Annotated in this window: 8 protein-coding genes; 4 read left to right on the top strand and 4 right to left on the bottom strand. The window is 72.1% G+C overall.

Annotated features, from left to right (window positions below; genetic code table 11):
• Positions 1 to 115: 115 nt before the first annotated feature.
• Both AB5J49_RS02660 and AB5J49_RS02655 read left to right on the top strand, forming a co-directional pair.
• The gene (locus AB5J49_RS02660) at positions 116 to 901 is read left to right on the top strand and encodes a cyclase family protein (protein WP_369166847.1); all 786 of its coding nucleotides are present in this window, start codon (positions 116 to 118) and stop codon (positions 899 to 901) included.
• Positions 898 to 2,541 (top strand): thiamine pyrophosphate-binding protein, encoded by a 1,644-nt coding sequence (locus AB5J49_RS02655; RefSeq protein ID WP_369166846.1) that lies wholly within the window; start codon positions 898 to 900, stop codon positions 2,539 to 2,541. Before AB5J49_RS02660 ends, AB5J49_RS02655 begins: the two co-directional genes overlap by 4 nt.
• Positions 2,542 to 2,644: 103 nt before the next feature.
• On the opposite strand, the gene AB5J49_RS02650 is transcribed toward AB5J49_RS02655, so the two are convergent.
• On the bottom strand, positions 2,645 to 4,090 hold the full coding sequence (locus tag AB5J49_RS02650) for a glyceraldehyde-3-phosphate dehydrogenase (RefSeq protein ID WP_369166845.1): 1,446 nt from the start codon (positions 4,088 to 4,090) through the stop codon (positions 2,645 to 2,647).
• Between the two features lie 162 nt (positions 4,091 to 4,252).
• On the opposite strand from AB5J49_RS02650, the gene AB5J49_RS02645 reads away from it, so the two are divergent.
• Positions 4,253 to 5,212 (top strand): LysR family transcriptional regulator, encoded by a 960-nt coding sequence (locus AB5J49_RS02645; protein WP_369166844.1) that lies wholly within the window; start codon positions 4,253 to 4,255, stop codon positions 5,210 to 5,212.
• A gap of 147 nt (positions 5,213 to 5,359) precedes the next feature.
• Positions 5,360 to 7,333 (top strand): collagenase, encoded by a 1,974-nt coding sequence (locus tag AB5J49_RS02640; protein WP_369166843.1) that lies wholly within the window; start codon positions 5,360 to 5,362, stop codon positions 7,331 to 7,333.
• On the opposite strand, the gene AB5J49_RS02635 is transcribed toward AB5J49_RS02640, so the two are convergent.
• From AB5J49_RS02635 to AB5J49_RS02625, 3 genes are all read right to left on the bottom strand, one after another.
• Positions 7,299 to 11,888, bottom strand: coding sequence for an FtsK/SpoIIIE domain-containing protein (locus AB5J49_RS02635; protein WP_369166842.1), 4,590 nt, complete (start codon positions 11,886 to 11,888; stop codon positions 7,299 to 7,301). The genes AB5J49_RS02640 and AB5J49_RS02635 overlap by 35 nt on opposite strands.
• Before the next feature lie 112 nt (positions 11,889 to 12,000).
• Positions 12,001 to 13,272, bottom strand: a complete 1,272-nt coding sequence (locus tag AB5J49_RS02630) for a hypothetical protein (RefSeq protein ID WP_369166841.1) — start codon at positions 13,270 to 13,272, stop codon at positions 12,001 to 12,003.
• A complete protein-coding gene (locus AB5J49_RS02625; protein ID WP_369166840.1) occupies positions 13,269 to 13,838 on the bottom strand; it encodes a sigma-70 family RNA polymerase sigma factor in 570 nt (189 codons plus the stop codon). Before AB5J49_RS02625 ends, AB5J49_RS02630 begins: the two co-directional genes overlap by 4 nt.
• Between the last annotated feature and the right edge of the window lie 45 nt (positions 13,839 to 13,883).

Here is a 13,883-nt window from a genome sequence, read left to right as displayed (position 1 = left end):
AGTGAGGTGGGAGCGCTCCCACTGGACATGAAGCCATTGTTGTCATTGACGCGTCAAGGGGTGGGAAGTGCGGCTGCGATGCCGGCAGTTCAGAGCCCCGACCGAGGAGGCACCCATGCCCGAGCCGTCCGTCCTCGCCGCGCTGGTGTCCGCTCTGCGAGGTGGATCGATCGAAGTCGTAGACCTCACCTCGCCGTTGTCGTCGTCGACACCGGTGATTCAGCTGCCTCCCGAGTTCGGGCAGACCGCCGTGTTCGAGCTGGAGGAGATCAGCAGGTACGACGACCGGGGCCCTGCCTGGTACTGGAACAACTTCCGCAGCGGCGAGCACTCCGGCACCCACTTCGACGCCCCGAACCACTGGGTCACCGGCAAGGACCTCGCCGACGTGGCCTCGGTGCCGGCCGGCCGGCTCGTCGCACCCGCGGCCGTGCTGGACTTCACCGCCGAGGTCGCCGAGAACCCCGACTTCCTGGTCGAGGTCGATCACGTGAAGGCATGGGAAGCCGAGAACGGCCCCTTGCCCGAAGGAGGTTGGCTGTTGCTGCGCACCGGCTGGGATGCCCGCTCGCATGCGCAGGAGGCGTTCCTCAACGCCGACGAGAACGGCCCGCACACCCCGGGTCTGTCGGCGGAGTGCGCCCGCTGGGTCGCCGAGGAGGCGCCGGTGATCGGTCTCGGCGTCGAGACGGTGGGCACGGATGCCGGGCGCGCGTTCTCGTTCGACCCCGCCTTCCCCTGCCACTCCTACCTCATGGGCAGTGACAAGTACGGGCTGACCCAGCTGCAGAACCTCGCCGCGCTGCCGCCGACCGGCGCCGTCGTCATCGCGGGGCCGCTGCCCATCGTCACGGGCTCCGGGGCCCCCGCACGGGTCCTCGCCCTGGTGGAGCGCCGATGAACGTGGCGGAAGCGGTCGGCCGGGCGCTGTGCGAGGCCGGGGTCGGCCAGGTCTTCGGGGTCGTGGGATCGGGCAACTTCCACGTGACGAACGCGATGGTCGCCGCGGGGGCGCGGTTCGTCGCCGCACGCCACGAGGGCGGCGCTGCGACGATGGCCGACGCCTACGCCCGGACCAGCGGCACCGTCGCGGTGGTGAGCGTGCACCAGGGGCCCGGCCTGACGAACGCGGTGACCGGAATCGCGGAGGCGGCCAAGAGCCGTACACCGCTCGTCGTGCTCGCGGCCGAGGTGACCGAGCCCAGGTCCAACTTCTATGTCGACCAGGAGGCGTTGGCGCACGCGGTGGGCGCGGTCGCGGTTCGGGTCACGTCGGCGGAGGAAGCGGTCGGGCAGGCGTGCGCGGCAGTACGGCTGGCCGTGCGGGAGCGGCGTACGGTCCTGCTCAACCTCCCCCTTCCCGTGCAGGCCCTGGATGTTCCCGACGGCGCCCTGGCGCAGGCAGCTCCACCGCAGCAACCGGCCGCGGTGGAGCCGGTCCCGGCTGATGTGGCGGCCTTGGCGGAGCTCCTCGGCCAGTCCCGGCGACCGGTCTTCGTGGCGGGCCGGGGCGCGCGGGGACCCGGCAGCCGGGAGGCCCTGGAGACGCTCGCCGAGCGCTGTGGCGCGCTGCTGGCGACGTCGGCCGTCGCCCGCGGGCTCTTCCACGGCAGCCCCTGGTCCCTGGACGTCTCCGGCGGCTTCGCCTCGCCTTTGGCCGCCGAGCTGATCCAGGGCGCGGACCTGATCGTCGGCTGGGGCTGCGCCCTCAACATGTGGACCATGCGGCACGGCCGTCTCATCGGCGCCGACGCGACCGTCGTACAGGTCGACGACGACTCGTCCGCACTCGGCGTGCACCGGCCGGTGCACCTCGGTGTCACCGGCGACGTCCGGCTCACCGCACGCGAGGTGGTCGAGGCAGACGTCGGCGGACAGCGGGAGGGCTACCGGACCGCCGAGGTCGGTGCGGCCCTCACCGCACGCCTGCGCCGGCGTGACGTGCCGTACGAGGACACGAGCACACGTGAGCGGATCGATCCGCGGACGTTGAGTGCCGCGCTCGACGACATCCTGCCCGCGGAGCGGGTGGTCGGCGTGGACTCCGGCAACTTCATGGGTTACCCGAGCGCGTATCTGTCGGTGCCGGACGAGAGGGGCTTCTGCTTCACCCAGGCGTTCCAGTCGATCGGCCTGGGGCTGGCGACCACGATCGGGGCGGCGCTGGCGCAGCCGGACCGGCTGCCCGTGGCAGCGCTCGGCGACGGCGGTGCGCTGATGAGCGCCGTGGAGCTGGACACCGTCCGTCGGCTCGGGCTGCCCATGGTGGTCGTCGTGTACGACGACGAGGCCTACGGCGCCGAGGTGCACCACTTCGGTCCCGACGGGCACCCGCTGGACACGGTCCGCTTCCCGCCGACGGACATCGCCGCCATCGGGCGGGGCTACGGCTTCGAGGCGGTGACCGTTCGCACGCGGGCTGATCTGAAGGCCGTGGCGGACTGGGTCGCCGGCCCGCGGTCCGCGCCGTTGCTCGTCGACGCCAAGGTGGTCGCCGACCACGGGTCCTGGTGGCTGGAGGAGGCTTTCCGCGGCCACTGAGCACCGGTTCGAGGCCGGCGCAAACGCACCGACCCGCCTGCCGCATTCGCTGCCGGCAGGCGGGTCGGGTCGAGTCGGGGCGGTTCGGGTCGGTGCGGTGGGATCAGACCGCCGGTGCCGGGTAAGTCGGGTACTCGACTCCCGAGACGTGCTGGACGACTCGGATGACCTGGCAGGAATAGCCGAACTCGTTGTCGTACCAGAGGTAGAGGATCGCGTTGTCGCCCTCGACCTTCAGGGCTCCGGCGTCCACGATCGAGGCGTGCCGCGAACCGATGAAGTCGCTGGAGACCGCGTCGGGGGCCGTGATGAAGTCGATCTGGCGCCGCAGCGGCGAGGTCAGCGACACGTCGCGCAGGTAGTCGAGGACCTCCTGGCGGTCGGTCTCACGCGCGAGCTGGAGGTTCAGGATCGCGATCGAGACGTCCGGCACCGGGACGCGGATCGAGCTGCCGGTGATCTTCGCCTTGAGGTCGGGCAGCGCCTTGGCGACGGCCGAGGCGGCCCCGGTCTCGGTGATGACCATGTTCAGCGGCGCACTGCGGCCGCGGCGCTCGGACTTGTGGTAGTTGTCCAGCAGGTTCTGGTCGTTGGTGAACGAGTGGACGGTCTCCACATGGCCGCGCAGCACACCGAACTCGTCGTCCATCGCCTTCAGCGGGGGGACTATGGCGTTGGTGGTGCAGGAGGCGCAGGACAGGATCTGCTCGTCCGGCTTGATGGTGTCGTGGTTGACGCCGTGCACGATGTTGGGGACGTCGCCCTTGCCGGGCGCGGTCAGCACGACCTTGTCGATGCCGGGGCGCAGGTGCTTGGACAGGCCCTCGCGGTCGCGCCACTTGCCCGTGTTGTCGATGAGGATGGCGTTCTTGATGCCGTACGCCGTGTAGTCGACCTCGGACGGGTCGTTGGCGTAGATCACCTTGATCTCGTTGCCGTTGGCGATGATCGTGCTGTTCGCCTCGTCGACGGTGATCGTGCCCTGGAACTGGCCGTGGATGGAGTCACGGCGCAGCAGCGAGGCCCGCTTGACGATGTCCTGGTCGCCACCGCCCCGCACAACGATGGCGCGCAGCCGCAGGCCGTTGCCCGAGCCGGACTTCTCGATGAGCAGCCGGGCGACCAGGCGGCCGATGCGGCCGAAGCCGTAGAGGACGGCGTCGCGCCCCTCGCCGCGCTCGATCTTGTTGGCGCCGGTGGCACCGGCGACGGCCTCGGCGGTGAACGCCGCCACCGACAGACCGCGGTCGTCGGTCTTGTACGTCGCGGCCAGCATGCCGATGTCGATCTGGGACGGACCGAGGTCGAGCGAGGCGAGCGCCTGGAGGAAGGGCAGGGTCTCGGTGACCGAGAGCTCCTCGCCGGCGATCTGCCGGGCGAACCGGTGCGTCTTCAGGATGCTGACCACCGACTTGTTCACCAAGGAGCGGCTGTGCAGCAGGACGGTGACGTCCCGCTCACGGTGCAGCTTCCCGATGATCGGGATCATCGACTCCGCGATCTCCTCGCGGTTCTTCCAGTTGGTGAACGAGTCGTCGTTGACAGTCACGAGCGCCTATCTTTCGAGCTAGGTAGCGCTCATATGCTAACCACTCGTGGCGATGATCGTTCAAAGGGGGGTCCGCGGACATGGTAATGCCCGATATTGAGGCGTTCTGTGTAGAACGCTCCCTTGGGGGCGCCTTGTGGGCACGAGGGGGGAAGTGACCGTATGGATCTGGAACTTAGGCATCTGCGGGTGCTGTGCGCGATCGCCGACGCGGGGAGCGTGGGCCGGGCGGCCGCGGAGCTGGGGTACTCGCAGCCCGGGATCAGCACCCAACTCCGGCGGATCGAGCGGCACTTCGGTGAGCCGCTGTTCGAGCGCGGGCCGACGGGGGTGCGGCCGACCGGCTACGGCGTCGAGGTGGTGGCTCAGGCCCGCGACGTCCTGACCCGCGCCGACGCGATCGGGCGCCGTCCCGCCGCCGGGGCCGCTGCCGCGCGCCGGACCCTGCGCGTCGCGGCGACCAACTCGCCGATGCTGGCCGGCATGGTCTCCGGGGTCCGTGCCCGGCTGCCCGACGTCCCGCTCGCCGTGAGCAGCGTGTACGCCTCCTCGCGGATCGTCGAACTCCTTCAGGACGGCACGGTGGACGCGGCCATCGCCGCGGACTACCCCGGCAGGGAGCTGGAGCACTCGGACGCGGTGGTCCATCGAGGCATCGTCACCGAGCCGACGTTCGTGGCCCTGCCGTCCCGTCATCCGCTCCGGCACCGCCCGCAGATCGGGCTTGCCGACCTGGCCGGAGAGGCGTGGTTCGTCACGCCCGACGACGGGGCCGGCTGGCCCGGCGTCTTCCATGCCGCGTGCGCGGCGGCCGGCTTCACACCTGCCACCGTGCACGAATTCCTCGGCGACCAGCTGCAGTTGCAGGGAATGATCGCCGACGGGCTCGGCGTGTCCCTCGTACAGCCCACGCTGCGGCCGATCCCGCACGTCGTCGTCAAACCGCTGATCGGTACGCCGCTGTGGTGCCGCTACGTCCTGGCCTGGCGGCCTGAAACCGTGGCCGGCGAACTCGCCGAGACGCTGTTCCAGTCCGCCACCGCCGCCTACCGCGAACTCGCCGCGCAGTCCCCGCACTTGAGGGCCTGGGCCGCACGCACCTGGAGCCTGCCCGGGGTGTAGCGGCCACGGGGGCGGCCGCGGACGTTATGGCTCAGCAGTGCCATGTGCTATGTCACACGCCATTGTTGGGGCAGGCCGGCGCTGGGACAGTGCCTCACACGCCTCAGCACCCGTATCGAGGCGCATCCCATCCGTGGAGGAACCCAGATGCGCTACCGCTTCGTGCTGCCCAGACGCATGGCCGGCCCACTCGCCGTCTGCGCCATGCTCTCCGGCCTGCTGTCGACGCCCGCACTCGCGGCGCCACCGGCCGACACCGGCCCCACCGCTGCCGTGGCCTCGCCCCGGAAGCCGACGCAGCCCCCGCCGCCGACCGGTGCGCGCGTCAACCCCGCCGTCCGTCCCGCCGTGCAGGGGCAGCCGCTCACCCCGGCCCAACTCCCGCCCCTGGCACCGACGTCCGCACCGACCCCTCCGCGTACGGGCGCCGCTGCGAAGGCGGACTCGTGCAGCCCGGACGACTTCGGCCGCCGGACCGGCGCCGAACTCGTCGCGTTCGTCAAGGCCTCGACCACCGCATGCGTCAACAGCCTGTTCGCGGTGACCGGTTCGCAGGCCCGCGACATCTTCCGCGAGCCCCAGATGGTCACCGTCGCGAAGGCGTTCACGAGTGCCGCGCGGATCTATCGCGGCGACAACTCGGCCCGCGTATGGCAGCTCGTCCTGTTCCTGCGCGCCGGCTACTACGTGCAGTTCAACCACCCGGCCGACGTCGGCCCGTACGGCGCACCCCTGGCCCGCAACACCACCGGCGGCCTGGACACCTTCTTCGCGCGCCCCCACTCCAGGGACGTCACCGCGGCCAACGGCGACGTGCTCGGCGAGGTCGTCATCCTCACCGACAGCGCCGACCAGCAGGCCCGCTATCTGAAGGTCTACCGGCGGACGCTCAACGCATACGACAGCTCCTACGACGCCGTCCGCAGCATGCTGGCCGCCGTCAACGCCGTCTACACCCCCCTCTGGCGCGGCAATTGGAACGCGGAGTACGTCAAGACGGTCACCGCCGACCCGTACATCGCCCGGACCCTGCACGCGTTCGCCATGAACCACCTGGACCTGCTCGCCACCGACAACGCCTACCTGGTCTCCAACGCCGGTATGAACCTGGCCCGTTACGTCGAGCACCCGGCGCTGCACGCCACGGTCCGGCCCCTGACCAAGGGCCTGCTGGACGCGTCGCGGATCACCGGCCCCACGGCCGGGCTGTGGGTGGCGGTGGCGACCCAGGCCGAGTACTACGACGGCCCCAACTGCTCCTACTACGGCGTCTGCGACCTCGCCGGACAGCTGACCAGGGCCGTCCTGCCGATCGCCCACTCCTGCGACGCCACGCACACCATCCGGGCCCAGGCTCTCAACGCGGCCGATCTCGACGCGGCGTGCGCCAGTGTGCTGGGCCAGGACCGGTACTTCCACGATCTCGTGCGGAACGACGGCCCCATACCCGGGCAGTATCTGTCGACCCTCGACCTCGTCGTCTTCGCCGGCAGCGCCGACTACCGGACCTACGCCGGGGCGATCTTCGGGATCAGCACGGACAACGGCGGCATGACCCTGATCGGAGATCCGGCGGCCCCCGACAACAAACCGCTCGCGGTCATGTACCAGAAGAGCCGGGACGAGGGGCACGCGGCCAGGATCTGGAACCTCAACCACGAGTACACGCACTACCTGGACGCCCGGTACGACATGAAGGGCGACTTCGCCCAGCAGACGTCGGTGCCGGACGTGTGGTGGATCGAGGGCGTGGCCGAGTACGTCTCCTACGGCTACCGGCGGATCACCGACGCGCAGGCGGTCGCGGAGGCGGGCAAGCACACGTACCGGCTGAGCACGCTGTTCCAGAACACCTACGCCAACAGTGACGTGACCCGCACCTACCCCTGGGGCTACCTCGCGGTCCGGTACATGTTCGAGAAGCACCCGGCCGACGTCCACCGCATGCTCGCCCGCTTCCGCGCCGGGGACTACGCGGGCGGATACGCCGTCTACGCCTCCGACATCGGCACCCGCTACGACGCCGACTTCGACGAGTGGCTGACGGCGTGCGGCGCAGGCGCCTGCGCCGCACCCGCGGCCGTCGTCAGTCGAGAGTCGTCTCGGGGATCTGCACGCTGATCAGCTCCCCGGAGCGCTGGTCGACGGTCAGACCCCGGCCGGGCCTGCGGTTGCGCATATGGGCATGGGTCAGGCGCACGCCCAGGATGTCGCCCTCCATCACGCTCTGAGGGTCGAGGAGGACGCCCCGGCGGTGCCGCTTCAGGGCGCTGAGCCAGCCCATGGCTGCCGCCATCGTCTCCCCGGTGACACCGGCCGCCACGCCGATCCCGCGGTCCCGGCCGGATTCGACCAGGGCGCGCAGATCCTGGTCGATCGCCGGCAGGATCAGCAGGTCGGCGTCGTCGACGATCACCACGCGGGGCTCGCTGTCGCTGCCCAGTGCGGCGGCGAGCTCCTGTGCCGTGGGGGACGGCGCGGTGAGCAGCCGTACGCCCGGATGACCGTTCAGCGCACGCAGCGGCGACTCCCGTGGCGTGAGGACGACGAGCCGGGTGCCGGAGGCGAGCAGGGAGACCGCCAGGCTCGCCAGCGTGGTGCTGCGGCCCGACCCGGGCGGCCCGGCGACCACGAGCGTCGGCGACGGGCCCGCGAAGTCCACGCCGACGGGTGCGACGTCGTCGCCGCCCAGCCCGAGCAGGCCCCACATGGGCCGGCGCAGTTCCTGGGGCACCTTCTCGTACGCGTCCGTGAACTCCACTTTCGCCGGCAGGGTGCCGATCCGCACGGGCCGTCGGGCGGCGGGCAGTCCGGCGTCGCGGCGGGTCGCCTCGGCGCCGATGGCGCGCAGCGCCTCCGCCTGCTCCTGACCGGTGGCCCCGGGCGCGAGCAACGCCACCTGGATCTCGGCTCCGTCGGAGGTCCAGCCCTGTCCGGATCTGATCACGTCGGGCAGGTCACGAGGGCGCTTCCCGACGACGTGGTAGTCGGAACGGTCGTTGAGGCGCAGCAGCAGCTTGTTGTCGTTGAGCGCGCTGGCCCGCCCGCCCAGCAGGGCCCGCTCGGAGGTGGCCACGACATGCAGCCCCGAGGCGGCGCCTTCCCTGAGCAGACGGTTCAGCTGGTCCATCTGCCGCCCGCCGTTGTGCTCGGCGATGAGGTCGACGAGCGCGTCCCAGCCGTCGACGAGCAGCAGCACGTGCGCCGGGCGGGAAGAGGCGGGGACGATCGCGCGGAGTTCCGAGAGGTTCGCCGCGTGATGCTGGGTCAGCAGCTCCTGGCGGCGGTGCAGTTCGGCGTCGAGCCGGGTGAACAGTCGCTCCAGCCGCTCGGTGTCGCCGCGCGGCACGACCGCGCCGCAGTGCGGCAGCATGCCCAGGGCCGACAGCGCGCCGCCCCCGAAGTCGATGCCGTACAGATGCACGTCCGCGGAGGTGTGGGCCCGGGCCAGCGCCCCGGCCATGGTCCGCAGCACCTGCGACCGGCCGGAGCGCGGGATGCCGATGACGTACAGGTGGCCGAAGGCGGCGAGGTCCAGCCGCACCGGCAGCTGCGCCTGGGCGCCGGGCAGGTCCGACAGGGCCCAGGCCACCGGGGACAGTCGGGAGTCGTCGGTCGGCTCGGGCTGCGGCAGGTCGTCGATCAGCACGGAGTGGCCGAGCGGGGGCAGCCAGGGGCTGGGCTGCGGGGCGCAGCCGGTGAGCTCCGCAGCCTCGCGCACCGCTTCCACCAGCGCGTTGAGGTCGGTGGGGGAGTCGTCGACCACCGGGGAAGCGGTGGGCTCTGTTTCGGCGCTCGGCATTCCGACGGCGCGGCCGAGGCGCTGCCACGGCAGTTCCGTTCCCCAGATCCGGGGCGTTTCCGCCTCGGTCGCCCGCTGCGGCTGCCGGACCGGCGTCGCTCCCGGACGGACGGCCCCGGAGTAAGCCGTCTGGAACGGTACGACCGTGCCGTGCCCGAGACGGGCCAGTGCCCGGCCGGGGGTGCTCGGGGAGATGCTGACCGCGTCCTTGGTGTCGATGACGTCCTGGCTCTCGGAGGGGTCGGTGACACGAAGGGCGATCCGCAGGTTGGTGTTGGCGCGGATGTCGGCGTTGACCACACCGGCCGGCCGCTGCGTCGCCAGGATCAGGTGGATGCCGAGCGACCGGCCGCGCTGGGCGATGCTCACCAGGCCCGGGATGAAGTCGGGGATCTCCCGGAAGAGCGTGGCGAACTCGTCGATGACGATGACGAGCCGGGGCACCGGTTCGAGCTCCGGGTCCCGGCGGCGCATGGTCTGGTACTCGGGCAGGTCCTTGGCCCCGGCGGCCGCCAGGATGTGCTCACGGCGCGTCAGTTCGGCCGACAGCGAGGTCAGCGCCCGCTGGACGAGGTGGCTGTCGAGGTCGGTGACCATGCCGAGGGTGTGCGGCAGCCGCACACAGTCCTTGAAGGCGCTGCCGCCCTTGTAGTCGACCAGCACGAAGGTCAGTTCGTCGGGCCGGTTGACCGCGGCGAGGGCGGCCACGAGGGTCTGGAGCAGCTCCGACTTGCCGGATCCCGTGGTGCCCGCGACTAGGCCGTGCGGTCCGTCCTTCACCAGGTCGAAGGCGGCCGGGCCGTCGTAGCCCGCGCCGACCAGCACTTCGGTGGACGCGGGGCGGCGGGCCCAGCGGGCCGCGACGTCCTCACCGCTCGGTTCCGGCAGGCCCAGCAGATCGAGCAGACCGACCCGGTCGGGCAGCCCCTCCGAGGCGTCCGGGGTCACGTCGTGGATCGGGGCGATGCCCCGCGCCAGGCGCTCGCACCAGGCCGGTTCCACCAGGTCCGGGCGGATGTCCGGGATGGCGGGCTGTCCGGTGCGGCGCAGGGTGAGGCGGTGGTTCTCGTAGCGGACCACCGCGGTGCACTCCTCGGGCAGGAGCCGCTCCTCGTGGTCCAGACAGACCGGGAAGATCCGTACGGCCGGGCCTTCCTTGAGGATGGAGACCACACCGGGGACGTCGCGCAGACGGCGGGCGCCGTCCATGACGACCAGCACGTCCGGTTCGCTGAGCAGCGCCTTGCTCATCGTCGACTCCGCGGCCCGCTGCCGGGTGCGCAGGGTGGAGACCAGTTCGGCGACGCGGTTGGCCACCGTCTCCGGGTCGTTGCCGATGAGGGTGAGGGCGCCGCCGCGGGATCCGGGCAGGCCGTCCCGGGAGTGCGGCAGCCAGCGGGCCCAGTCCCAGGACTCCTCGGACGCCTTGTCGGTGAGGACGACGATCCGCAGGTCGCGCGGTGTGTGCAGGACGGCGGCCTGGGCGGTCATCCAGCGGGCCAGCGCCTGCACCGGGCCGGTCTCACCGGCCAGCCCCACCACTCCGCAGTGTTCGAGGTCGACGCTGACGGGCGCGTCCGGGATGGTCCAGTGCACGGAGGTGTGGTTGTCCTCGCGCGCCGTGTCGTCGATGCCGAGGAGAGACGGCTGGCTCGCGGTACCGAGGCGCAGGGCCAGGTGGTCGGGGTCGCCGCGGCGGCGCTCCCACAGCCGGCGGCCGGGGCCGACACCCCACAGGCCGGCCAGCGCCGGGTCGGGCGCGCTCTCGCTGCGCAGCCGCTGCTCGGTGACGACCTTCTGCCGGACGTCCTCCTCCAGCGAGGCCCGGCGCAGCCGGTACGTGCGGGACTTCTCCTCGAAGTCCTTGCGGGCCGTGCGCCGACCGCTGACGTGGTTCGCCGCCATCAGCATCGGCGACATGAACATGAAGAGCAGGTAGTAGTACGAATGAAAGATGAGCACACTGCCGAGGCCCATGAACATGGGGGCGACCGCCACCAGGAACGGGATGGGCCTGCGGCCGGGCGGCTCGGGCGGTCCGGGGAGGCGGAAGCGCTCAGGTTCGAGGTGCGGCAGGATACGCGGCGGCCGGTTGTAGTCCAGCCCGCCGCCACCCTCGGACGGCACCACCGCGGCGTCCCGCTGCGTCGGCTCGGTCAGCCGCAGCAGATACTCGCCGAAGGCCAGCTCACCGCCGAGCGGCCAGGGCTCCCAGCCGTCGGGGAGGGCGGCCGTATCGGCGCCCTCCACCTCCGCCGCCTCGTCCTCAGCGTCCTCCTCGTCCTGCTCCGCGAGGGGCAGCAGCTCGACGTTCGGCCTGCCCCGGTGCTCCGGCGGCTCCGGCACGGACAGACGCGCGGTGCCGTCCTGCGGCAGCTCGACGATGGCGGATCCGTCCGGGCGCACGGAGATCCGTATGCCGTCGGAGGGAAGGCCACGGCCCTGAAGCGGTACGGCGGAGCCCTCCAGCGGGCCGATGCCGTGGCTGCCGACGCCGAGCGCGTACACCCGCCCCGCGTCTGGGCCGCCCACCACCTGGAGTTCCACGACCGGCGAGTGGTCCACCCGCTGCGGTTGCGGCATGGCGAAGCGCTGGGGTCCGTACTCCGCGCCGGCCCGGGGGACGGGCGCGCCGAGGCCGAGCACGCTGCCGTCCATCACGGGCGTACCGGCCAAGGGGGCTCCGGGGGACAGCGGATCGTCGCCCAGGTAGCAGACGGGTGCCTGGTCCGGCACGGACGCCGGGGCGTCGGCGCGCAGCCGGGCCAGCTGTTCGGCGACGTCCCGCACGGGGGTGGCGGCGTCGGCGCTCAACACGACGTCCTGACGGCTCGAGGGATCGCCGTCGGCAACGGTGGTGATGAGGAGTTTCATGTCTCCCCTTCGGGGGGTGGTTCGCGGGGCGAGCAAGGGGCTGCGGTACCGGACGGCGGACGGCGGACTGCGGACCGAGGACGGAGGACTACGGCGGAGCCTCGCGGGCGGGTCACTCCCCGCCGGTGGACGACGCCTCGGCGGAACGGGACCGGGCGGTGGCCGGTTCGGACAGGAGGTCGGAACCGGCGAGGGTCCGGGCCGGGGTGGGTGCCGGGTGCCTGGATTCCTTGACGAGCTCGGACAGTTCAGGCCCATCCGGCAGCGCGGCCGTCGCGGGCGCCTGCTGCTCCGGTTCCGTACGTGGTTCGACGGCCGACTCGACGGGCCACTGCCGCGCCGGCGCTCGGCGCGCGCGGCGCCGGTCCGCCCGGACGGCTGCGGCGACGGCCCTGCCCAGCGGGGCCGAGTCCGCGTACAGGTCGAGTTCCGGGGCGGTGACCCGGCCGCGGCCGTTGACGCGCAGCGCCCAGCTGTGGCCGGCCGCCGGGCCGTCGGCGAGACAGACGAGGGTGCCGGTGGCGGCGAGCGCGCTCAGCCGCCGGGTCTGTTCCCGGGTGGGGGAGGCGCAGAACACGACCGTGATCGTGGCGGCGACGGCTTCCTCCTCCGTCGTCGCGGCGTGCGTGCCCTCCAGCCGCCGCAGCAGGGTGTCGAGCGGCTCCCCGAGGTAGTGCGGGTGGACGCCGTCCGCCACGGTGACGGAGGCTCCGCTGCCCGGACGGTCCAGCTGCGCGGCCAGTGCCTGGAGCAGCCGGAACCGAGTGGCGGCATCGCCCTCAACGGTGATCATCCGGGGTCCGGCGGCCAGGTCGAGGTGGACGCACAGGTCGTCCGCCATCCCGACGGCGACGGGCAGTGGCCGTACCCGGGCGCCCGCGCGGGGCGCGGCGTCCGGCAACGACTCCGCGTCGTCCAGGCTCAGACACCAGGACTGCGCGCCGAGGCCGTCTGCGACCTCCCACGGGGCGGGCGGGTCGGGCAGCCGACGGGCCGCGATCTGGACGGCGGCCCAGCCGGGCTCCGTCCGCAGACCGTACGCGAAAGCTCCGGGCACGTCGCCGAGCGCCGCTCCGGCCGCGTCCAGCAGCCGGCGTACCAGCAGGCCGGACCGGGGGTCGCACAAGTGGCGGGACAGCGCCCGCACGCCTCGGCGGTGGCGCCGGAAGGCACGCAGCGGCTCGCCGAACGCCCGCCTGGTCAGGGCGAGTTCGCGGGCCACACCCCGCCGGAACCGCCGCCAGCCGCCGCGCTTGCGCACGACGTGCCGCAGCAGCAGGAACAGCAGCAGGAGTACGGCGACGGTGACGAGCAGTACCGTCACCAGTGACGATTCGGGCTTGGCCAGCGAGATCGAATGGCCCTGGGGCGCCATGGGCGTCATGCGGCCACCACTGCGTCCTCGGGGTGGCGTCGGCGCAGCTCCCGTATCGCGTGATGAGTGCGCGACTTGACCGTGCCCGGCGGTATGGACAGGGCGTCCGCGGCGTCCGGGCCGGTCCAGCCCAGCACGTAGACGTAGAAGAGCACCTCGCGGTGCGGCAGGGACAGGCGGGAGAGGGCGTGCACGAGGAAGCGGCGGTGCACCGCCTGGCCGATCGGGTCGACGGGCTCGGCGTGCGACTCCAGCAGCTCCTGGTGGCACTCGGGGCGGGCCTGCTCGCGTCGCGTCCAGTCCACCACCAGGTTGTGTGCCACCCGGAACAACCAGGCCCGCGAGGGCGACCAGTCCGGCGGCTCGTCCGTGCTGCTCAGCCAGGCGCGCAGCAGGGTTTCCTGGACGAAGTCCTCGGCACGCTGCCGGTCGCCGCGCAGCAGGCGGGAGACGTAGCGCAGCAGCGGCCCGTGGTGCCGTTCGTAGAGCTCGCGGAAGGAGCCATCGCTCGCGGGAGCGCTCCCACCGCGTTTGTGGGAGCTCTCGGCAGGGTTGCAGGTCGTGGACGTTCTCATGGGTTGCCTCCCCCGGAGCCGGCACGTGTGTCGTAAGCCAGGCTG

It is taken from the genome of Streptomyces sp. R28 (assembly GCF_041052385.1).
Lineage (GTDB): Bacteria > Actinomycetota > Actinomycetes > Streptomycetales > Streptomycetaceae > Streptomyces.
This window is presented reverse-complemented; position numbering and strand designations above follow the sequence as displayed.

Coding starts and splice junctions, on each gene's coding strand:
- AB5J49_RS02660 (WP_369166847.1), top strand. CDS start 116: ATGCCCGAGCCGTCCGTCCTCGCCGCGCTGGTGTCCGCTCTGCGAGGT.
- AB5J49_RS02655 (WP_369166846.1), top strand. CDS start 898: ATGAACGTGGCGGAAGCGGTCGGCCGGGCGCTGTGCGAGGCCGGGGTC.
- AB5J49_RS02645 (WP_369166844.1), top strand. CDS start 4,253: ATGGATCTGGAACTTAGGCATCTGCGGGTGCTGTGCGCGATCGCCGAC.
- AB5J49_RS02640 (WP_369166843.1), top strand. CDS start 5,360: ATGCGCTACCGCTTCGTGCTGCCCAGACGCATGGCCGGCCCACTCGCC.
- AB5J49_RS02635 (WP_369166842.1), bottom strand. CDS start 11,888: ATGAAACTCCTCATCACCACCGTTGCCGACGGCGATCCCTCGAGCCGT.
- AB5J49_RS02630 (WP_369166841.1), bottom strand. CDS start 13,272: ATGACGCCCATGGCGCCCCAGGGCCATTCGATCTCGCTGGCCAAGCCC.
- AB5J49_RS02625 (WP_369166840.1), bottom strand. CDS start 13,838: ATGAGAACGTCCACGACCTGCAACCCTGCCGAGAGCTCCCACAAACGC.